18 protein-coding genes and 1 pseudogene are annotated in these 19,326 nt (G+C 67.7%); 15 read left to right on the forward strand and 4 right to left on the reverse strand.

Annotation, left to right across the window (positions count from 1 at the left end):
* Positions 1 to 172: 172 nt before the first annotated feature.
* The 3 genes from meaB to V6M56_RS07685 are packed head-to-tail and all read left to right on the forward strand — an operon-like array spanning position 173 to position 3,226.
* The gene (gene meaB, locus V6M56_RS07675) at positions 173 to 1,147 is read left to right on the forward strand and encodes a methylmalonyl Co-A mutase-associated GTPase MeaB (RefSeq protein WP_332682587.1); all 975 of its coding nucleotides are present in this window, start codon (positions 173 to 175) and stop codon (positions 1,145 to 1,147) included.
* A 14-nt stretch (positions 1,148 to 1,161) separates the two neighbouring features.
* The gene (locus V6M56_RS07680) at positions 1,162 to 1,803 is read left to right on the forward strand and encodes a pyroglutamyl-peptidase I (protein ID WP_332682588.1); all 642 of its coding nucleotides are present in this window, start codon (positions 1,162 to 1,164) and stop codon (positions 1,801 to 1,803) included.
* Between the two features lie 43 nt (positions 1,804 to 1,846).
* The gene (locus V6M56_RS07685) at positions 1,847 to 3,226 is read left to right on the forward strand and encodes a TIGR03808 family TAT-translocated repetitive protein (RefSeq protein WP_332682589.1); all 1,380 of its coding nucleotides are present in this window, start codon (positions 1,847 to 1,849) and stop codon (positions 3,224 to 3,226) included.
* A gap of 12 nt (positions 3,227 to 3,238) precedes the next feature.
* On the opposite strand, the gene V6M56_RS07690 is transcribed toward V6M56_RS07685, so the two are convergent.
* The 3 genes from V6M56_RS07690 to V6M56_RS07700 are packed head-to-tail and all read right to left on the reverse strand — an operon-like array spanning position 3,239 to position 4,852.
* Complete coding sequence (locus V6M56_RS07690) at positions 3,239 to 3,604, reverse strand: type II toxin-antitoxin system PemK/MazF family toxin (protein ID WP_332682591.1); 366 nt, start codon at positions 3,602 to 3,604, stop codon at positions 3,239 to 3,241.
* Positions 3,583 to 3,810 (reverse strand): antitoxin MazE-like protein, encoded by a 228-nt coding sequence (locus V6M56_RS07695; RefSeq protein ID WP_332682593.1) that lies wholly within the window; start codon positions 3,808 to 3,810, stop codon positions 3,583 to 3,585. Before V6M56_RS07695 ends, V6M56_RS07690 begins: the two co-directional genes overlap by 22 nt.
* 43 nt (positions 3,811 to 3,853) lie before the next feature.
* Positions 3,854 to 4,852 (reverse strand): asparaginase, encoded by a 999-nt coding sequence (locus tag V6M56_RS07700; RefSeq protein WP_332682594.1) that lies wholly within the window; start codon positions 4,850 to 4,852, stop codon positions 3,854 to 3,856.
* 80 nt (positions 4,853 to 4,932) lie between these two features.
* Between V6M56_RS07700 and V6M56_RS07705 the strand changes: the two genes are divergently transcribed.
* Both V6M56_RS07705 and V6M56_RS07710 read left to right on the forward strand, forming a co-directional pair.
* Complete coding sequence (locus tag V6M56_RS07705) at positions 4,933 to 5,832, forward strand: alpha/beta hydrolase (RefSeq protein ID WP_332682596.1); 900 nt, start codon at positions 4,933 to 4,935, stop codon at positions 5,830 to 5,832.
* 119 nt (positions 5,833 to 5,951) lie between these two features.
* Positions 5,952 to 6,188 carry an Lrp/AsnC ligand binding domain-containing protein gene (locus V6M56_RS07710; RefSeq protein WP_291641903.1) on the forward strand — a complete coding sequence of 79 codons (237 nt, stop codon included), beginning with the start codon at positions 5,952 to 5,954 and terminating at the stop codon, positions 6,186 to 6,188.
* 58 nt (positions 6,189 to 6,246) lie between these two features.
* On the opposite strand, the gene V6M56_RS07715 is transcribed toward V6M56_RS07710, so the two are convergent.
* Entirely contained in the window at positions 6,247 to 7,176 is a 930-nt protein-coding gene (locus V6M56_RS07715; RefSeq protein ID WP_332682600.1) for a LysR family transcriptional regulator, read from the reverse strand.
* 213 nt (positions 7,177 to 7,389) lie between these two features.
* On the opposite strand from V6M56_RS07715, the gene V6M56_RS07720 reads away from it, so the two are divergent.
* The 10 genes and pseudogenes from V6M56_RS07720 to V6M56_RS07765 form a co-directional block, all read left to right on the forward strand.
* The gene (locus V6M56_RS07720) at positions 7,390 to 8,985 is read left to right on the forward strand and encodes an ABC transporter substrate-binding protein (RefSeq protein ID WP_332682602.1); all 1,596 of its coding nucleotides are present in this window, start codon (positions 7,390 to 7,392) and stop codon (positions 8,983 to 8,985) included.
* Between the two features lie 65 nt (positions 8,986 to 9,050).
* Positions 9,051 to 10,028: an ABC transporter permease gene (locus tag V6M56_RS07725; RefSeq protein WP_332682603.1), complete on the forward strand. Its 978-nt coding sequence runs from the start codon at positions 9,051 to 9,053 to the stop codon at positions 10,026 to 10,028.
* Complete coding sequence (locus tag V6M56_RS07730; protein WP_332682605.1) at positions 10,025 to 10,954, forward strand: ABC transporter permease; 930 nt, start codon at positions 10,025 to 10,027, stop codon at positions 10,952 to 10,954. The genes V6M56_RS07725 and V6M56_RS07730 overlap by 4 nt, the downstream gene beginning before the upstream one ends.
* A gap of 80 nt (positions 10,955 to 11,034) precedes the next feature.
* Complete coding sequence (locus V6M56_RS07735) at positions 11,035 to 11,520, forward strand: endonuclease domain-containing protein (protein ID WP_332682606.1); 486 nt, start codon at positions 11,035 to 11,037, stop codon at positions 11,518 to 11,520.
* Entirely contained in the window at positions 11,517 to 12,500 is a 984-nt protein-coding gene (locus V6M56_RS07740) for an ABC transporter ATP-binding protein (protein WP_332682607.1), read from the forward strand. The genes V6M56_RS07735 and V6M56_RS07740 overlap by 4 nt, the downstream gene beginning before the upstream one ends.
* Complete coding sequence (locus tag V6M56_RS07745) at positions 12,497 to 13,513, forward strand: ABC transporter ATP-binding protein (RefSeq protein ID WP_332682609.1); 1,017 nt, start codon at positions 12,497 to 12,499, stop codon at positions 13,511 to 13,513. The genes V6M56_RS07740 and V6M56_RS07745 overlap by 4 nt, the downstream gene beginning before the upstream one ends.
* Before the next feature lie 120 nt (positions 13,514 to 13,633).
* On the forward strand, positions 13,634 to 15,925 hold the full coding sequence (locus V6M56_RS07750) for an NADP-dependent malic enzyme (protein WP_332682611.1): 2,292 nt from the start codon (positions 13,634 to 13,636) through the stop codon (positions 15,923 to 15,925).
* A gap of 217 nt (positions 15,926 to 16,142) precedes the next feature.
* Entirely contained in the window at positions 16,143 to 17,762 is a 1,620-nt protein-coding gene (locus V6M56_RS07755) for a peptide ABC transporter substrate-binding protein (protein ID WP_332682613.1), read from the forward strand.
* A 122-nt stretch (positions 17,763 to 17,884) separates the two neighbouring features.
* Positions 17,885 to 18,805, forward strand: a complete 921-nt coding sequence (locus V6M56_RS07760) for an ABC transporter permease subunit (RefSeq protein WP_332682614.1) — start codon at positions 17,885 to 17,887, stop codon at positions 18,803 to 18,805.
* Between the two features lie 4 nt (positions 18,806 to 18,809).
* A pseudogene (locus V6M56_RS07765) lies at positions 18,810 to 19,326 on the forward strand (ABC transporter permease); the annotation flags it as partial.

Consider the following 19,326-nt stretch of genomic DNA (forward strand, 5'->3'; position numbering starts at 1 on the left):
AGCCAAATCAACGCGGCCAGAATGCGGCGCAGAGGCGGCCGGTCAGCGGCCGGCAATGGCGGCGGGCGCCGTCACGACAAGCTCGACCGTGGAGCCGAACGTCCCGACGACGACATGGGCACCGCATAATCGCGCGCTTCCGCCGCGGCCGCCGTCTTGCTACCAGCAGCGGATGATCGACATCGGCGCACTCGGCGAAGCGATTCTGGCGGGCGAGCGCGCGGCGCTGGCGCGCGCGATCACCCTGGCCGAGAGCCGCCGCGCCGACCATCGCGAACTGGCGCAGGCCCTGCTGCAAAAACTCCTGCCGCATGCCGGCAAGGCGATCCGGGTCGGCATTACCGGCGTGCCCGGCGTCGGCAAGTCGACGACGATCGACGCGCTCGGCTCCTATCTCACCGGCCGGGGCCACAAGGTCGCGGTGCTGGCGGTCGACCCCTCCTCCACCCGCACCGGCGGCTCGATCCTCGGCGACAAGACGCGGATGGCGCAGCTCGCCGTCGATCCGAACGCCTATATCCGGCCCTCGCCTTCCTCCGGCACGCTCGGCGGCGTCGCGGCGAAGACCCGCGAGACCATGCTGCTCTGCGAGGCCGCCGGCTTCGACGTGGTGCTGGTCGAGACCGTCGGCGTCGGCCAGTCGGAAACCGCCGTCGCCGACCTCACCGATTTCTTCCTGGTGCTGATGCTGCCCAATGCCGGCGACGAATTGCAGGGCATCAAGAAGGGCATCATCGAGCTCGCCGACATGATCGCCGTCAATAAGGCCGATGGCGACGGCGCCCGGTCGGCCCGCATCGCGGCAGCGCAGTACAGGGCGGCCCTGCATATCCTGGCGCCGGCCTCCGCGCTGTGGTCGACGCCGGTCATCACCGTGTCGGGGCTGACCGGCGCCGGCCTCGACGAGCTCTGGGCGAAGATCGAGGAGCACCGCGCCCGCTTCGAGCCCAAGGGCCTGATCGCCGAGAAGCGGCGGCTGCAGGACGTGAAATGGATGTGGGCGATGGTCCAGGACCGGCTCCAGGCGAAGCTCCGGCACGATCCGGCACTGAAGGCGCGCGCGCCGAAGCTGGAGGCGGCGGTCGCGGCCGGCGAGATGGCGCCGACGCTGGCCGCCGACCAGATCGCTCGGGCGCTCGGCCTGTGACGGCGGCAGCGGGCATGGACCTGCTCGTCACCGGCTTCGGCCCCTTTCCGCATGTCAGGGTCAACCCGACCGCGGCGCTCGCCCGAGAGGTGGCACGCCGGCTGGTACGGGCCGGTTTCGACGCCAGGGCGCTCGTCCTCGAGACCAGCTATGCCGGCGGCCTGCCGGCGCTGCGCGACCATCTCGACGAGATGCGTCCGCGGGCGGTGCTGATGCTCGGCCTTGCCGCCCGGGCTCGCTTCGTCCGCGTCGAGCTCTTCGCGCGCGGCCGTTCGAGCGCGCTGCATACCGATGCGCGCGGCGCGACCCCGGCAGAAGTGCCCTCGCCTTCGCGCGGCTTGCCGCGGCGTACCACCGCTGCGGCAAGTGCCGCGCTCGGTGCCATCCGCCGCAGCGGCATCCGTGTCAGGCTCTCGCCTTCGGCCGGGCGCTATCTCTGCGACGCCTGCTATGCCGCAACCCTCGCCGGAAGCGGCGCCGGAGTACCGGTGATCTTCATCCATGTGCCGTGGCTGCGGCCGAGCGCCGGCATCAAACCGGCAGGCCGGGTGGCGCGGTTCAGGCCGGGCTCGCCACCGCTCGCAGCAGCGCTGGCGGCGCTCGGTCGCGACCTCGCCATCGCCGGGCGGCGCAACCTGCGAGCGCGGACCGGCTGACGCGGCACGAGGCTTGAAGCACTCCGGCTTCACGGAGGATTTCATGACGATCTCGCGCCGAAACCTGCTGCGAACGGCCCTTTTCGGCACAGTTGCGAGTGCGGCAGCTCCCGTTCTGGCGCAGTCGGTGCGGCGTGGTGCGGCGCCGACCCCGCTCGGCTCGCTGGGCCTGGAGGCGACGCAATACGGCCTGCGGCCCGGCTCGACCGACGACCAGTCGCGCGCCCTGCAGGACGCGCTGGTCGAGGCGGTCAAGCGCGATACGCCGCTGCTGGTCGCGCCCGGGCGCTACCGGATCGCCAATGTCGTGCTGCCGGAGGGTGCGCGGCTCGTCGGCGTGCCCGGTGCGACGCAGTTCATCGCGGCGAAGGCCGGCCCCCTCCTCGTCGCGCGCCGGATCAAGCGGGCCGCCGTCACGGGGATCGGCCTCGACGGGCTGGATATCCGCATCGGCCAGCGCGGCGGGCTGCTGGCGGCCGACGAGGTGCTCGAACTCGCGCTTTCCGAATGCGAGTTCGCCAATGCCGGCTCGGTCGGTCTGACCCTCAACCGGACCGGCGGGCGCATCGAGCGCAGCCGCTTCCGCAGCATGCGCGACTCGGCCCTGTTCTCGCTGGATTCGCGCGGGCTTTCGATCGAGGCCAACGCCGTCGAGGATTGCGGCAATAACGGCATCCAGCTCTGGCGCAGCCAGGCCGGCGACGAGCAGAGCCTGGTCCGCGGCAACCGGCTCAACCGCATCCGCTCCGATGCCGGCGGCGACGGCCCCAACGGCAACGGCATCAGCCTCTACCGGGCCGGCGGCGTCATCATCGAGGGCAACAGCCTGCGCGACTGCGCGCTGACCTTCATCCGCAACAATTCCGGCTCGAGCGTGCAGATCCTCGGCAATCAGGGCAGGCGCTGCGGCGAGGTCGCGCTCTATTCGGAATTCGCCTTCGAGGGTGCGATCATCGCCAACAACCTGGTCGAGGATTGCGCGCAGGGCGCCAACATCACCAATCTCGACCATGGTGGAAGGCTCAGCGTCTTCGCCAACAACATCGTGCGTAATGCCCAGAAGGGCCTGGCGCCGAAGGGCAAGGAACTGGTCGGCGGCATGGGCGTGCATGTCGAGGCGGAAGCGGCGGTCACCGGCAATGTCATCGAGGACGCGAGCGAGGTCGGCATCTCGCTCGGCTGGTCCTGGGGCATGCGCAACCTCGTCGCCACCGGCAACATGGTGCGCAGGACCGGCATCGGCATCTCGGTCTCGCTGGTGCCGAAGGAGCGCAACGCCCTGATCGCCAACAACGTCATCGCCGAGGCGAAGCTCGGCGCCGTCGTCGGCACCGAATACGGCAAGCCCGTCACCGGCGACCTGACCCGGGCCGAGGACAAGCGCGCCGCCGGCGTCAGGGTTGAGAGCAACGCGGTGGGGTGAGTGTTCGACCGATCACCGCGCTGCCTCGGCCGATGTTAGCGTGAGGCCAAACACGAAAGGCAGGATCTGATCGATATCGGCGAGTTCACTCTCGGTCAGGGAGCCGATCACAGGGCCGCATTTGACGCGCCAGACGACCATGATCTTATCGAGCATGACAATGCTGCGCGTTTTCAGGCCGTTGCGTTCTGTCGGTTCAAGCCGGAGGCGAAAAGTCAGCACCTGATGATCATGTGTCGTCAACATAGCGACAAGAACCGTATCGATCCCGACCAGTACATCATTTTGCACGATGATGGCGGGCCGAGGCTTACCAAAATCCCCGGCTACGGCAATCGTGACGATGTCGCCACGCTTCATTCTTCGGATGGCGGCCAATCGGTGATCGCCTCGACAAAGGCCATCACCTCCGCTTCACTTTCGCTTTCACGGACAGCTTTCATGTCGCGCTCAAGCTGCGCCCTGAACTCGGGCGTGCTCGTGTCGAGCACCCACAGCCGCACTTCCTTCAGCCCGGCCGCCATCTTCGCGGCGCGGTACCGGGCCTGCTTGCTGAGGCCATCCTTGATCGCAGGGCGCGGCATGACGGATCTCCTCGCTGAAAGGTAGTGCGTGACCTTTCGCCGGTCAAATCCCCGCCGCCCGCACCCGGCCAACCTCGATGCCGTTCCAGTTCTTCAGCACGGTTTCGCGAAAACCCGAGAAGGCCGCCTTGCCGTCATCGTCAAGCGGCAGGAAGCGCTCGATCAGCGCCGCCATCGCGACCTCGGCGGCGCGGCCGGCACCGTCATCGCATTTCAGGGCGATGCCGTAGCCGAGCTCCGGCAGGGCGCCGCAATAGACGCCCTCGGCCCCGGTCTTGATGAAGGCCCGCGCCCCGAACCTCTCCATGAAGCGGGTGTCGAAGCGGCCCGTGCCGGCGACCATGAAGGGATGTGCCGCCACCGCCTCGCGGATGCGCCGCGCCGCCTCGGCGCGCTTTTGTCCGAAGCCATGGCCGGTGCCGAAGCGGGCGAAGCCGAGCGCCAGCGCCTTCAAGGGCACGGCATAGGTCGGGATCGAGCAGCCATCGATGCCGGAAAGCTCGGGCTTATGGGCGGCACCGGTTGTCTCCTCCAGCGCCTCGCGCACCGCCCGCTGCACGGCATGGTCCGCCTTCACATAGCCGGCCGGGTCCTCATCCATGCCGCAGGAGAGGCAGATGAAGCCGGCATGCTTGCCCGAGCAGTTGTTGTTCAGCGCGGTCGGCTCCCTGCCGGCTTTTGCCAGCGCCCGCGCCGCCGCCTCGCCCATCGGCCATTGCACGCCGCATTCGAGGCAGCCGACATCGCGGCCGGCCTTCTTCAGCATGGCGAGCGAGGTCTGCGCGTGCGCCTCCTCACCGGAATGCGAGGCGACGGCGAGCGCGATCTCGGCCGGCGTCAAGCCATAGCGGTCGGCCGCGCCGCTCTCCAGTAGCGGCAGCGCCTGCAACGCCTTGACCGCCGAACGCGGGAAGACCGGACGCTCGACATCGCCCAGTGTCAGCACCACGGCGCCGTCGGCGTCGATGACGATCGCCGCGCCGCGATGGCGTGATTCGACGACGCCCCCACGCGTCACCTCGGCGAGAACGGGAGTATCCATGGGCGTCTCCGGCGGAACTGGCGCTCGCCTTGTCGCGTTTGTCTCTCGACCTGTCAAAAGCCATGGCGTGCACGAGAGCCATGACGCAAAGTGGCAGGAACAGGATCGCGCTGCGCGGCCGCGTCCGCCACCGCAACGACATTTCTCGAGACGACATGGCCCAGGACTACGAGACCGAATACAACAACCGTGCCCGCGTGCCCGAGCATCCCGCGCTGATCGCCGGCTGGCAGGCCGATGCCGCGGCCTATCGCAGCGAGGCCGTCTGCGAGCTCGGCGTCAGCTATGGCGAGAGCCCGCGCCAGTATTACGACCTGTTCAAGCCGGAGGCGGTGCAGGGCAACGCCATCGTGCTGTTCATCCATGGCGGCTACTGGCAGGCGCTCGACCCCAGCTTCTTCTCCCATATGGCGCGCGGGCTGAACCGGCGCGGCGTTCCCGTAGCCATCGCCGGCTATGATCTCTGCCCGCAAGTCGAGGTCGGCCATATCGTCTGGGAGATGCAGCAGGCGGCAGCGGCGCTCTGGCGGCACTACCGCCTTCCGGTGGTGGCGGCGGGGCATTCGGCCGGCGGCCAGCTTTCCGCCTGCCTGCTCGCTACCGACTGGAAGAATGTCGACTCCGACCTGCCGGAGCATCTGGTCCATGCCGCCTATGGCATTTCCGGCCTCTACAACCTGAAACCGCTGACCGAAACCAGCCTCAACAGGGCCCTGGGCCTGACGATGGAGGAAGCCGAGCGGGAAAGCCCGCTGTTCTGGCCGGCGCCGTCCGGGCTGCTCATGGACGCCGTGGTCGGTGGGGCTGAAAGCGACGAATATCTCAAGCAGAGCCGGCGCATCACCGATGTCTGGGACCTCGGCGGCGTCAGGACGCGTTACGAAGAAATCGACGGAGCCAATCATTTCACCGTGTTGGCGACGCTGCCCGACCCAGAGAGCGCCATGTGCCGACGGCTGGCCGAACTCGCCGGCGCTTGATCCTCCGGCGCGAGCCGACTCAAAATTTGAGCATGGCTTCAGCGAAAAAGCGGTTCCCACTTCTTCGCGCCATGCTCTATGCCAGAAGCGATTCAGGGGACAGCGTTCCGGAGTGCGCGATGCAGACCTTCTTCGTCGAGATCAAGTGCAGGCTCGGCAAGACCTATGAGGTCGCCAGCGAACTCGCCGACCGCGAGATCGCCTCGGAGATCTATTCGACCGCGGGCAATTACGACATCCTGGCCAAGTTCCATGTCGCGGCCGATGTCGACATCGGCCATTTCGTCGCCGAGAAGGTGCAGTCGATCCCCGAGATCGCCGATACCCACACCATCATCACCTTCAAGGCCTTCTGAGTTTCCAAGGCCTTCTCAGCTTTGCAAGACCTTCTGAGCTTGCAAGGCCTTCCGGGCCTCACCTGATCGGCGTGGTCAGCCCGTCCTCCGGCTGCGAGGCGCGCAGGAGATCGGCAAAGCGCCGCGCCGCGGGCGCGATCGGCCCCGACGACGGGAAGAGCAGCATGGTCCGGTAGGAAACGACCGGCTCGAAGCGCCGTGCGACGAGCCCGTCCATGCCGCCGAGCGTCAGCGGAAACGGGTTCAGCAAGGCGAGTCCGACGCGCTGGCGCACCATTTCGGCGGCGAAGGCCGAGGTCGTGCCCTCGGCGACGATCCGGGGCGCGATGCCGGCATCGGCGAAGGCGCGGTCGGTCTCGACGCGTACCGGGAAACGCCGCGCCAGCGCGACGATCGGCTCGTCGGCGAGGTCGCGCGGGCCGAGCACCTCGCGCGCCGCCAGCGGATGGTCGGCCGGCATGAAGACATGCCCCACCGCGTCGCGCAGCGGCTCGCCCCGCACGCCGAGATGCGGGACCGGGATATCGACCAGGCCGAGATCGGCGGCCCGATCGGCGACCTGGGCGATGACGCTCGAACTGGTGCCGATCTCGACATTGGCGGCGACATCGGGTTCTTGCCGCCGGAACAGCGCCAGTATCGGCGGCAGCACGAACTGCGCCAGGGTCGGCGGGGTGGCTATGCGCAGCACGCTCGCCCGCGCCGTCTGGCCGGGCCAGGCAGCGAGGCGCTCCAGCGCCGCGAAGATCGGCTGCGCCTCGGCCTCGAGCGCGAAGGCGTCCCCCGTCGGCACGAGCCGTCCGCTCTCGCGCACGAACAGCGGCCGGCCAACATGCGCCTCCAGCGACGAGAGCGCACGCGAGACCGCCGGCTGCGAGATGCCGAGCATCTGCGCCGCCGCGACCGTCTTGCGGGTCGCGATCATCGCCTGGAGAATCTCGAGTTCGCGCAGGCTCGGCGGCTGCCGGACCCCGGACTTGCTCGTCATGGCGCCCCCCCCGCGGCGCTATCAGCGCGCCGCATTTCTCTATGCACAGCCGTTATATGATTGACGATCGGCTATAATTTACAAGCATAGAAAACGCCGTTAGGGTCGCCGCCAAGGCGGGAAAAGGGATAAGGTCGAACCAGCGGCGACTCGCCAGCCATGGTTCAGTTGTTCAAGATGGCAGTCCAAGCCATCGGGAGGGGTATAATGGAAATGATCAGCAAAACCGGGCTGAAAGGCCTGAAGGTCGCAATTCTGGCGGCGCCCATCATGGCGATCGCGGGGTTGGCATCGGCCCAGGAACTGCGAATCGGCATCTCGGCCGAGCTCAGCGCGCTCGATCCACATTATCACAACCTCACCCCCAACAACATGATGGCCCGGCACATCTACGAGCCGCTGGTCGGGCAGGACGAGAAGCAGGCTCTGACGCCTCGGCTGGCGGAAAGCTGGAAGGCGATCGACGACACGACCTGGGAATTCAAGCTGCGCAAGAACGTCAAGTTCCATGACGGCTCGCCCTTCACCGCCGACGACGTGATCGCGACCTTCCAGCGTGCGCCGAACGTGCCGAAGAGCCCGTCGAGCTTCAACGCCTATGTCCGCGGCAAGGAGCTGACCAAGGTCGACGACCACACCATCCGGATCAAGACCGCCACGCCGGCGCCGCTGGTGCCGACCGACCTTTCGACCTTCGGCATCATCTCGGCCAAGTGCAAGGACACCACGACCGAGGAGTTCAACCTTGGCAAGTGCACGGCCGGCGGCACCGGCGCCTACAAGCAGGCCGAATATGTCGCGGGCGACCGCGTCGTGCTGACGCCGAACGAAAACTACTGGGGCGGCAAGGAGCCCTGGTCCAAGGTCACCTTCAAGATGATCACCTCAGCGCCGACGCGCGTCGCCGCGCTGCTGGCCGGCGATGTCGACGTGATCGAGAACGTCCCGACCTCGGACGTCGCCCGGCTCAAGGGCGACGCCAAGCTCAACGTGACCAGCACGGTCTCGAACCGCGTGATCTATTTCCACTTCGACACGTTCCGCGACGTCTCGCCCTTTATCACGGCCAAGGACGGCTCGGAGATCAAGAACCCGCTCAAGGACCTGCGCGTCCGCAAGGCGCTGTCGATGGCGATCAACCGGCCGGCGATCGTCGACCGCATCATGGAGAAGGAGGCGATCCCCGCCGGCCAGCTCCTGCCCGACGGCTTCTTCGGCACCTCGAAGAAGCTCAAGCCCGTCACTTACGATCTCAATGGCGCCAAGAAGCTGCTGGCCGAGGCCGGCTTCCCGAACGGCTTCAAGATGAAGCTGCACGGCCCCAACGGCCGCTACCTCAATGACACCAAGATCATCGAGGCGGTGGCGCAGATGTTCTCGCGCCTCGGCATCGAGACCGAGGTCGAGACGCTGCCTTCGGCGAACTTCTTCACCCGCGCCTCGCAGGGCGCGCCGGGCAACCTGCCGGAATTCTCCTTCATCCTCGTCGGCTGGGGCGCCGGCACGGGCGAATCCTCCGACTCGCTCAAGGCACTGCTCGCCACCTTCGACCCGAAGAAGGGCATGGGCGCGACCAATCGCGGCCGCTATTCCAATCCGGCCTTCGACGCCAAGCTGGAGGAGGCGCTGCGCACGGTCGACGACGCCAAGCGCGACCTGACGCTGGCGGCGGCGATGGAGATCGGCATGGAGGATGTCGGCCTGATCCCGACGCACTACCAGCTCAACACCTGGGCCTCGCGCAAGGGCATCAAGGTGCAGGCCCGGACGGACGAGTACACGCTCGCCACCGGCATCCGGAAGGAGTGAGCGGATCGGCGCCGGCAGGCTGAAAGGCCTGCCAGCGCCGCTCTTCTCCGCGAAGGAACCGGGTCATGCTGGCATTCGTCCTGCGCCGCCTCGCGCAAGCTCTATTCGTCATCGCGGCGATGCTCGTGATCGTCTTCTTCGGCGTCAACGTCGTCGGCGATCCGATCTACATGCTGATCTCGCCCGACATGGACCAGGCCCAGATCGCCGAGACGGCACGCGCGTTCGGGCTCGACCGGCCGATCTGGGAACAGTTCCTGATCTTCCTCAAGAACGCCGCGCAGGGCGATCTCGGCCGCTCCTTCGTGCATGGCGAATCGGCGATCAAGCTGATCCTCCAGCGCATGCCGGCAACGCTCGAGCTCGCCTTCGTCGCCCTCTTCATGGCGATCCTGATCGGCCTGCCGCTCGGTCTCTATGCCGGCCTGAAGCCGGAGAGCCGCAGCTCGCGGCTGATCATGGCAGTCTCGATCCTCGGCTTCTCCCTGCCGACCTTCTGGGTCGGGCTGATGCTGATCCTGACCTTCGCCGTCGGGCTCGGCTGGCTGCCGGCGACCGGGCGCGGGCCGACCGTCTCGATCCTCGGCATCGAGACCTCGCTGCTCTCCCTCGACGGCTGGCAGCATGTCGCGCTGCCGGCGCTCAACCTCGCCCTGCTCAAGATCTCGCTGGTGATCCGCCTGGCCCGGGCCGGCGCCCGCGAGGCGGCGCTGATGGACTATGTCAAGTTCGCCCGCGCCAAGGGCCTGTCGCAGCGGCGCATCATCGGCGTCCACATCCTGAAGAACATCATGATCCCGATCGTCACCGTGCTCGGGCTCGAATTCGGCTCGCTGGTCGCCTTCTCGGTGGTGACCGAGACGATCTTCGCCTGGCCGGGCATGGGCCGCCTGCTGCTCGAGGCGATCACGCGGCTCGATCGGCCGGTGATCGTCGCCTATGTCATGGTCGTCGTGGTGCTGTTCGTCGCGATCAACCTGCTGGTCGACCTGATCTATTCCGCGCTCGATCCGCGCGTGCGCCTGACGGAGGCCACATCATGAGCGAGGCCGCCCTGCCCGCCACCGCAGCAGCCCCTCCGCCGGCGCAGGCGAAGGAGGAGACGCCGTTCCGGCGCTTCGCCCGGTCCTTCCTCGAGGACAAGCTCGCCGTCTTCGGCCTCGGCCTGCTCGCCCTGATCGTCCTGCTGGCGCTGGTCGCGCCGCTGATCGCGCCGCAGAACCCTTACGACCTCGCCAGCGTCGACCTGATGGATTCGCGCCTGCCGCCGGGCGAGGTCGCCGGAGCCGGCTTCACCATGTGGCTCGGTTCCGACGGCGTCGGCCGCGACCTTCTATCCGGCATCCTTTACGGCCTGCGCATCTCGCTGATGGTCGGCGCCTTCTCCGGCATCCTCGCCGCCAGCCTGGGCACGGCGATCGGCCTGATCGCGGCCTATGCCGGCGGGCGCGTCGAGAACGCGATCATGCGCATCGTCGACCTGCAGCTCTCGCTGCCCTCGGTGCTGGTGGCGCTGATCCTGGTCGCCGGGCTCGGCAAGGGCGTCGACAAGATCATCATCGCGCTGGTGATGGTGCAATGGGCCTATTACGCCCGCACCGTGCGCGGCTCGGCCCTGGTCGAGCGGCGCAAGGAATATGTCGAGGCGGCTCAATCCCTCGGCCTCTCCCATGCCCGCACGGTCTTCCGCCACATCCTGCCGAACTGCCTGGCGCCGGTGATCGTCATCGTCACGGTGCAGACCGCGCATGCGATCTCGCTGGAGGCGACGCTGTCCTTCCTCGGCGTCGGCCTGCCGCAGACCGAACCCTCGCTCGGCGTGCTGATCGCCAACGGCTTCCAGTACATGCTCTCCGGCAAATACTGGATCTCGGTCTTCCCCGGCTTCGCGCTGCTCTTGACGATCGTCTCGATCAACCTGGTCGGCGACCGCCTGCGCGACGTGCTCAACCCGCGGCTGGAGAAGTGAGCATGGGCGCCGTTCCAGGTTTCGCCGGAGCCGCGACGCGAAGCCCTCTCCCCTTGTGGGGGAGGGTTTGGGAGGGGGGTATGCCGCACGCTGACATCGGACCAGCCCAACGCCGTCGCGCAAAGCAGCTTCGCAAGGAAATGACCGGGCCGGAAAAGAAGCTCTGGCACGAGCTAAAGGCTCATCGTGCGGGCGGCGCGCATTTCCGAAGGCAGGTTCCGCTTGGCCCCTACATCGCCGATTTCGCCTGCCACCATGCCAAGCTGATCGTCGAAGTCGATGGCGACCAGCATGGCAGCGGCCGGCAACAAGCCTCGGACACACGTCGCGATCGATGGTTCGCCGAGCAAGGCTACCAGACGCTTCGCTTCAGCAATTGGCAGGTGATGAACGAATTCGAGAGCGTGGTACGGACGATTGCAGCAGCGGCGCAAGGACTGCTCTTCGCACCTGAGATCTGCATGCCCCCCTCCCAACCCTCCCCCACCAGGGGGGAGGGCTCCCGCGCCCTGTCCGGCGAAGGTCCTGGCCAGGCTCCTGGCGATGGGAAAGGCGGTACTCCATGACCTCCGTCCTCGAAGTCGCCGGCCTGAAGACGCATTTCTTCACACGCGCCGGCACGGTGAAGTCGGTCGACGGCGTCGACTTCCATGTCGAGCGCGGCGAGGTGCTCGGCCTCGTCGGTGAATCCGGCTCCGGAAAGTCGGTGACCGGCTTCTCGATCATGGGGCTGATCGACCCGCCCGGCCGGATCGTCGAGGGCTCGATCAAGCTCAACGGCAAGGAACTGGTCGGGCTCGACGAGGACGGCTTCCGGAAGGTCCGCGGCCGGGAGGTCGCGATGATCTTCCAGGATCCGATGATGACGCTGAACCCGGTGCTGCGCGTCGACACGCAGATGATCGAGGCCGTCACCGCCCATGACAAGGTCTCGCACAAGGCGGCGCGCGAGCGCGCCCGCGACGCGCTCGCCAAGGTCGGCATCCCCTCGCCCGAGGAACGGCTCTCGGCCTATCCGCACCAGTTCTCCGGCGGCATGCGCCAGCGCGTCGCCATCGCCATCGCGCTGCTGCACCGCCCGCCCCTGATCATCTGCGACGAGCCGACCACGGCGCTCGACGTCACCATCCAGAGCCAGATCCTCGCCGAGATGCAGTCGCTCTGTGCCGAGACCGGCACGGCGCTGGTCTGGATCACCCATGATCTCGGCGTCGTCGCCGGCCTCGCCGACCGGATCGCGGTGATGTATGCCGGGCGCATCGTCGAGACCGGCGCGGTCGACCCGGTCCTCGATACACCGCTGCATCCCTATACCAGCGGCCTGCTCGGCTCGCTGCCCGCCGAGGGCGAACCCGGCGCGCCCTTGCGCCAGATCCGCGGCTCGACGCCGTCGCTGGCCCGGCTGCCGCAGGGCTGCGCCTTCGCGCCGCGCTGCGATTACGCGCAGGCCGACTGCCTCGCGCTGGCGCCGGCGGTCACCCCCTTCCCCGGCGGACGCGGCGTGCGCTGCCACCACCCGCTGAACCTCGCCGGAGTCGCGGCATGAGCGCGCCGATCCTGACCCTCGACGACGTCTCCAAGCGCTTCGTCAAGCCGCTCGACGCGGCTTCCAAATTCGCCAACTGGATGGGCGCCGGCTACACCGAACAGGTGGTCCATGCCGTCGACGGGGTCGACCTTTCGGTGCGCGAGGGCGAGGTCGTCGGCCTGGTCGGCGAATCCGGTTGCGGCAAGTCGACGCTCGGGCGCGTCGTCGCGGGCATCCACCGCCCGAGCGCCGGCCGCGTCTCCTGGCGCGGACAGTTCACCGACGCGATGGACGCGCAGCAGCGCCGCGCCGCCACCCTGGCGATCCAGATGATCTTCCAGGACCCGATGTCCTCGCTCAATCCGCGCCTGCGCGTCACCGACATCGTCGGCGAGGCCCCGGTCGTGCACGGCCTGGTCGGCAAGGCGCAGCAGGACGCCTATGTCGTCGAGATGCTGGAGCGGGTCGGTCTCGACCCGAGCTATCGCAGGCGCTACCCGCACCAGTTCTCGGGCGGGCAGCGGGCCCGCATCGGCATCGCCCGGGCGCTGGCGGTGCGGCCGCAATTCCTGGTCTGCGACGAGAGCGTGGCCGCACTTGATGTATCGATTCAGGCCCAGGTCCTGAATCTTTTCATGAAGCTGCGCGACGAACTTAACCTGACTTATCTATTCATCAGCCACGATCTCTCGGTGGTCCGGCACCTCTCCGACCGGGTGGTGATCATGTATCTCGGCCGCGTCGTCGAGTCGGCGCCGGCGGCCGAACTGTTCAAGGGGCCGCAGCACCCCTACGCCCAGGCGCTCCTTGCCAACGTGCCGTCGATCGCGGCGCGCAAGAAGCGCTTCGCCCCGCTGAAGGGCGAAATCCCCTCGCCGCTGCATCCGCCCCCGGGCTGCCATTTCCATCCGCGCTGCCCGCACGCCGGACCGCGCTGCCGCGTGGAGCGCCCGGTGCTGAAAGAGATCGGCTCCGGCCATGTCGCCGCCTGTCATCTGCACGATGGCGGGGTCGGCTCGCTGGCGGCCTGAGCTTCGCTTCTGAACAAGGATTATTGCCGGTTCCAAGCTTGACGCGGGCGGGCTTACGCGCGACCTCGGAGGTGGGTGACGCCGGTTGCGTCGGCCGAGCGCGCTGGGGGAAGCGGAACCATGAAGAGCACCTTGTCGGCCGATCTTCGCGCGGGCGCCCTCGTCTATCATCGCCAGCCGCGGCCGGGAAAACTCGAGATCCAGGCGATCAAGCCGCTCGGCAACCAGCGTGACCTGGCGCTCGCCTATTCGCCCGGCGTCGCCGCCGCCTGCGAGGCGATCGTCGACGATCCCAGCGAGGCGGCCGAGCTGACCTCGCGCCAGAACCTCGTCGCCGTCATCACCAACGGCACCGCCGTGCTCGGGCTGGGCGACATCGGCCCGCTCGCCTCCAAGCCGGTGATGGAGGGCAAGGCCGTCCTCTTCAAGAAATTCGCCGGCATCGACTGCTTCGACATCGAGGTCGACCAGAAGAACATCGAGAAGTTCGTCGAGGTCGTCGCGGCGCTGGAGCCGACCTTCGGCGGCATCAACCTCGAGGACATCAAGGGCCCCGAATGCTTCGAGATCGAGGAGCAGCTCAAGGCCCGGATGCAGATCCCGGTCTTCCATGACGACCAGCACGGCACCGCGATCATCGTCTCGGCCGCCGTCCTCAACGGGCTCGACCTCGCGGGCAAGAAGATCGCCGACGTCAAGATCGTCGTCTCCGGCGCCGGCGCCGCGGCGCTGGCCTGCGTCAATCTCCTGGTCGAGCTCGGCGCGCGCCGGCAGAACATCTGGATCAGCGATCTCGACGGCGTCGTCTACAAGGGCCGCAACACCCTGATGGACCGCTGGAAGGAAGTCTATGCGCAGGACACAAAGGCGCGCACGCTCGACGACGTCATCGACGGGGCGGACATCTTCCTCGGCCTCTCCGCCGCCGGCGTGCTCAAGCCCGAGATGGCCAAGCGCATGGGCCCCAAGCCCCTGATCCTGGCGCTCGCCAATCCCAATCCGGAGATCACGCCGGAGGACGCGCTCGCGGCCCGGCCCGACGCGATGATCTGTACCGGCCGTTCGGACTATCCGAACCAGGTCAACAATGTGCTGTGCTTCCCCTACATCTTCCGCGGCGCGCTCGACGTGCAGGCGACGACGATCAACGAGGCGATGAAGCTCGCGGCGGTGCGTGCCATCGCCGCCCTCGCCCGCGAGGCGACCTCGGACATCGCGGCGCGCGCCTATGGCGGCGAGGCCCAGACCTTCGGCGCGACCTCGCTGATCCCCAACCCGTTCGATCCGCGCCTGATCCTGCGCATCGCGCCGGCCGTCGCCGAAGCCGCCATGGTCACCGGCGTCGCCAAGAAGCCATTGATCGACCTCGAGGCCTATCGCGAGGACCTGTCGCGCTTCGTCTTCCGCTCGGGCTTCCTGATGAAGCCGCTCTTCGCCAAGGCCAAGGCCGACCCGAAGCGGGTGATCTATGCCGAGGGCGAGGACGAGCGCGTCCTGCGCGCCGCGCAGGTGGCGCTCGAGGAGGGCCTGGCAGTGCCGATCCTGATCGGCCGGCCCAGCGTGATCGAGGCCCGCATCCAGCGCTTCGGCCTGTCGATCCGCCCCGGCACCGACTTCGAGCTGATCAACCCGGAAGACGATCCGCGCTACCGCGACTATGTCCAGACCTATCTCGACATCGCCGGCCGCCGCGGCATCACGCCGGAGGCGGCGCGCTCGCTGGTGCGCACCAACAATACGGTGATCGCCGCGCTCGCCGTGGTGCGTGGCGAGGCCGATGCGATGATCACCGGGCTGGAAGGCCGCTTCCTCTCGCGGCTGCGCCATATCCGCGACATCATCGGGCTCGAGCCCGGGGTCTGCGACCTTGCCGCGATGACGCTGATCATCACCAACAAGGGTGCCTTCTTCATGGCCGACACCCATGTCCGGCATGATCCGACGGCGGAGGAGATCGCCGACATGACGGTGCTCGCGGCCGGCCATGTCGAGCGCTTCGGCATCGCGCCGAAGATCGCCCTGCTCTCGCATTCCGATTTCGGTGCGGCCGACACGCCGTCCTCGCTGAAGATGCGCAAGGCGCTGGGGCTGATCCGCGAGCGCGCGCCGGAACTCGAATGCGACGGCGAGATGGAGGCCGACACCGCGCTGGTGGCGGCGATCCGCGAGCGCGTCCTGCCGTCCTCGCGGCTGAAGGGCGTCGCCAATGTGCTGGTCTTCCCGAACCTGGACGCCGCCAACATCGCCTACCAGTTCGCCAAGGTGCTGGCCGACGCGCTGCCGGTCGGGCCGATCCTGATCGGCGCGGCCAAGCCCGTCCATATCCTGACCGGCTCGGTCACGGCACGCGGCGTCGTCAACATGACGGCGGTCGCCGTGGTCGAGGCGCAGGGGCGGACGCCGAAGGGCTGAGTCGCGGGAAAAGCGCGCTCCCGCCGGGCGCGCCCCGGCTCCTTCCCCGCCGCCCGCGGCCGCTTCCTGCGTGGCGGCCGGCAGGCGGGCGGAGATAGGTTGAAACCCGCTTTTCGTCCTTGGCTCCGGCGACGGGATCGGCCCATACTTCGCGTGCGAGCGGGAAAGGGGCCCGTCCGACCAGGCTTCCCCGCCGACCAGGCTTCGGAGAGCGCGCATGAAGGGGTTCGATCGCCGGTCGCCAAGGCTGCCACGGCTGCGGCCGCTCATCCTGGCCGCGGGGCTCGTCTGCAGCCTCGGCAGCGCCGCCCTGGCGCAGGTCGTCTTCCATCGCGGCAATGACGGCGATCCGGAAACGCTCGATGCCCACAAGACCTCGACGGTGAGCGAGGCGCATCTGCTGCGCGACCTCTCCGAAGGGCTGGTCATCCATCACATCGACGGCAGCGTCGTGCCCGGCGTCGCCGAAAGCTGGACGATGAGCGCCGACGGCAAGACCTACACCTTCAAGCTGCGCGCCAATGCCAGATGGTCGAATGGCGAGCCGGTCAAGGCCGGCGACTTCGTCTATTCGCTGCGGCGGATCATCAATCCCGCGACCGGCGCGAAATACGCCAACATCCTCTACCCCATCCGCAATGCCGAGAAGATCAACAAGAGCGGCGAAGGCGCCAGCCTCGACGAGCTCGGCGTCAAGGCGCTGGACGACGGCACGCTGGAAATCAGCCTGGAGCGGCCGACGCCGTATTTCCTCGAGCTGCTGACGCATCAGACCGGGTTGCCGGTGCATCCGCCCTCGGTCGAGAAATTCGGCAAGGACTTCGTCAAGCCGGAGAACTGGGTCTCCAACGGCGCCTATGCGCTGAAGGAGTTCGTACCCAACTCCCACATCAAGATGGAGAAGAACAAGAACTTCCACGATGCGGCGAACGTGCAGATCGACACGGTGCTGTACTATCCCGCGTCCGACCTCGCCGCCGCCGCGCGCCGTTTCCAGGCCGGCGAACTGCACATGACGACCGACATCCCGGCCGACCAGATCCAGCAATTGCGCGAGAAGCTCGGCAGCCAGGTCAGGGTCGCGCCCTATCTCGGCACCTATTTCCTGATCGTCAACACGGCGAAGAAGCCGTTCGACGACGTGCGCGTGCGCCGGGCGCTGTCGCTGGTGATCGACCGCGAGTTCATCGCCGAGGAGATCTGGGGCGGCACCATGCTGCCGGCCTATGGCGTGATCCCGCCCAATATCGGCAATTACGGCGAGCGCGCCGAAGCCGATTTCAAGGGCGCCTCCCCGCTCGACCGCGAGGAGGAGGCAAAGCGCCTGCTCGCCGCCGCCGGATACGGCCCCGGCACGCCGCTGCGCCTGCAGCTGCGCTACAACACCACCGACAACAACCGCCGCACGATGATCGCGATCGCCGAGCAGTGGAAGGTACTCGGCGTCGAGACCAGCTTCATCAATACCGACGGCAAGACCCATTTCGCCCTGCTGCGCGACGGCGGCGACTTCGACATCGCCCGCTATGGCTGGATCGGCGACTATTCCGACCCGCAGAACTTCCTGTTCCTCTTCCTCAGCGACAACAGGGGCTTCAACTCCGGCAAATACGACAATCCGAAGTTCGACGCGCTGCTGCAGCAGGGCGCCGATGAGCTCGATCTTGCCAAGCGCGCCGCGATCCTGCGCGAGGCCGACAGCATCCTCGCGGTCGACATGCCGTGGATCCCGCTGATGTACTATTCCTCGAAGAACCTGGTCTCGCCGAAGCTCGTCGGCTTCCAGCAGAACTTGCGCGGGGCGCTGCCCACGCGCTTCATGAGCTTGAAGCCGTGAGTGAACACGCACGTCATGGTTGGGCTTGACCCGACCATCTCAGGCCGAGAAGGGCAGCCCCGCTCGTCAGGAGATGCTCGGGTCAAGCCCGAGCATGACGCAGCAAGTCCCGGCGAAATCTGATGTTCCCCTATATCCTGCGCCGCCTCGCTGCCGCGATCCCGACCCTGTTCGTGATCGTGACGATCTCGTTCTTCCTGATGCGCCTTGCGCCGGGCGGCCCGTTCGACCTCGAACAGCCGCTCGAGGCCAAGGTGATGGAGAATCTGCGGCGGATCTACCAGCTCGACCAGTCGCTGCACGCCCAGTACCTGACCTATCTCGGTGCGCTGCTGCGCGGCGATTTCGGCCCCTCCTTCTATTTTCGCGATTTCTCGATCGCCGAGCTGCTCGCCCAGGGGCTGCCGGTCTCGATGCGGCTCGGCGCCTGCGCGCTCCTGCTCGCGCTCGTCGTCGGCGGACCGCTCGGCATGCTCGCCGCCTTCCGCCAGAACGGCGGCGCCGACCATGCGGTGATGGGCTTCGCCACCGCCGGCATCACCATCCCGAACTTCGTCGTCGCGCCGGTGCTGCAGATCGTCTTCGGCTTGAGCCTGGCCTGGCTGCCGGTCGGCGGCTGGAACGGCGGCGCGACGCGCAACACCATCCTGCCGATCCTGACGCTCGCCTTGCCGCAGATCGCGGTGATCGCCAGGATGACGCGGGCCGCGATGATCGAGACCCTGCGCGCCAACCATATCCGCACCTTGCGAGCACAAGGGCTTTCGGGTGCGACCATCGCGCTGCATGCCGGGCGCGCCGCTGCCTTGCCGGTCGTCTCCTATCTCGGCCCGGCAGCGGCGCATCTGCTCACCGGCTCGGTGGTGGTTGAGACGATCTTCGCCATTCCCGGCATCGGCCGCTATTTCGTCGAGGGCGCGCTCAACCGCGACTATACGCTGGTCATGGGCACGGTCGTCGTCGTCGCCATTTTCGTGCTCGCCTTCAACCTCGTGGTCGACATCCTCTACGCGCTGCTCGACCCACGCGTCAGGCTGGATTGAGGCGATGAGTGAAGCCGCCGCCCTTCCCGCCCCGCCCGCCGGCCGCTCGCTCTGGCAGGACGCCCGCATCCGCCTGCTGCGCAACCGCGCCGCGGTGGCCAGTCTCGTGGTGCTGGCGCTGATGACGCTCCTCTGCGCCTTCGGTCCCTGGTTCACCGGCCACCCTTACGACCGGGTCTACCAGGACTATGTCCGAGTCCCGGCGAGCCTTTCCTCCTATCCCAGGGCCGAGGCGCTGCCAGCCGCGGTGCAGCGCATCGCCTCGCGCATCCGGGCGACGCCTGGCGAGATCGTGCTGGAGGCAACCCAAGTCCGGCTGGTGCTGACCTCGCCGAGGCCGATCGACCAGCGCCTGCTGGTCTATTTCGACCGCTCCGACCAGTTCGGCACGCCGCGGATCACGGCGAACGAGCAGGAAGGCCGCCGGCTCGCGCTCGAAGTCCCGATCAAGCGCCGGCATTTCCTGTTCGGCACCGACGCCAATGGCCGCGACCTGCTGACCCGCACCCTGGTCGCCGGCC

Origin of the sequence: Allobosea sp. (assembly GCF_036675845.1) — a bacterium.
Taxonomy (GTDB): Bacteria; Pseudomonadota; Alphaproteobacteria; order Rhizobiales; family Beijerinckiaceae; genus Allobosea.

Coding starts and splice junctions, on each gene's coding strand:
- V6M56_RS07720 (WP_332682602.1), top strand. CDS start 7,390: ATGATCAGCAAAACCGGGCTGAAAGGCCTGAAGGTCGCAATTCTGGCG.
- V6M56_RS07680 (WP_332682588.1), top strand. CDS start 1,162: ATGGACCTGCTCGTCACCGGCTTCGGCCCCTTTCCGCATGTCAGGGTC.
- V6M56_RS07700 (WP_332682594.1), bottom strand. CDS start 4,852: ATGGATACTCCCGTTCTCGCCGAGGTGACGCGTGGGGGCGTCGTCGAA.
- V6M56_RS07740 (WP_332682607.1), top strand. CDS start 11,517: ATGACCTCCGTCCTCGAAGTCGCCGGCCTGAAGACGCATTTCTTCACA.
- V6M56_RS07705 (WP_332682596.1), top strand. CDS start 4,933: ATGACGCAAAGTGGCAGGAACAGGATCGCGCTGCGCGGCCGCGTCCGC.
- V6M56_RS07745 (WP_332682609.1), top strand. CDS start 12,497: ATGAGCGCGCCGATCCTGACCCTCGACGACGTCTCCAAGCGCTTCGTC.
- V6M56_RS07710 (WP_291641903.1), top strand. CDS start 5,952: ATGCAGACCTTCTTCGTCGAGATCAAGTGCAGGCTCGGCAAGACCTAT.
- meaB (WP_332682587.1), top strand. CDS start 173: ATGATCGACATCGGCGCACTCGGCGAAGCGATTCTGGCGGGCGAGCGC.
- V6M56_RS07755 (WP_332682613.1), top strand. CDS start 16,143: ATGAAGGGGTTCGATCGCCGGTCGCCAAGGCTGCCACGGCTGCGGCCG.
- V6M56_RS07685 (WP_332682589.1), top strand. CDS start 1,847: ATGACGATCTCGCGCCGAAACCTGCTGCGAACGGCCCTTTTCGGCACA.
- V6M56_RS07730 (WP_332682605.1), top strand. CDS start 10,025: ATGAGCGAGGCCGCCCTGCCCGCCACCGCAGCAGCCCCTCCGCCGGCG.
- V6M56_RS07760 (WP_332682614.1), top strand. CDS start 17,885: ATGTTCCCCTATATCCTGCGCCGCCTCGCTGCCGCGATCCCGACCCTG.
- V6M56_RS07750 (WP_332682611.1), top strand. CDS start 13,634: ATGAAGAGCACCTTGTCGGCCGATCTTCGCGCGGGCGCCCTCGTCTAT.
- V6M56_RS07695 (WP_332682593.1), bottom strand. CDS start 3,810: ATGCCGCGCCCTGCGATCAAGGATGGCCTCAGCAAGCAGGCCCGGTAC.
- V6M56_RS07725 (WP_332682603.1), top strand. CDS start 9,051: ATGCTGGCATTCGTCCTGCGCCGCCTCGCGCAAGCTCTATTCGTCATC.
- V6M56_RS07715 (WP_332682600.1), bottom strand. CDS start 7,176: ATGACGAGCAAGTCCGGGGTCCGGCAGCCGCCGAGCCTGCGCGAACTC.
- V6M56_RS07735 (WP_332682606.1), top strand. CDS start 11,035: ATGCCGCACGCTGACATCGGACCAGCCCAACGCCGTCGCGCAAAGCAG.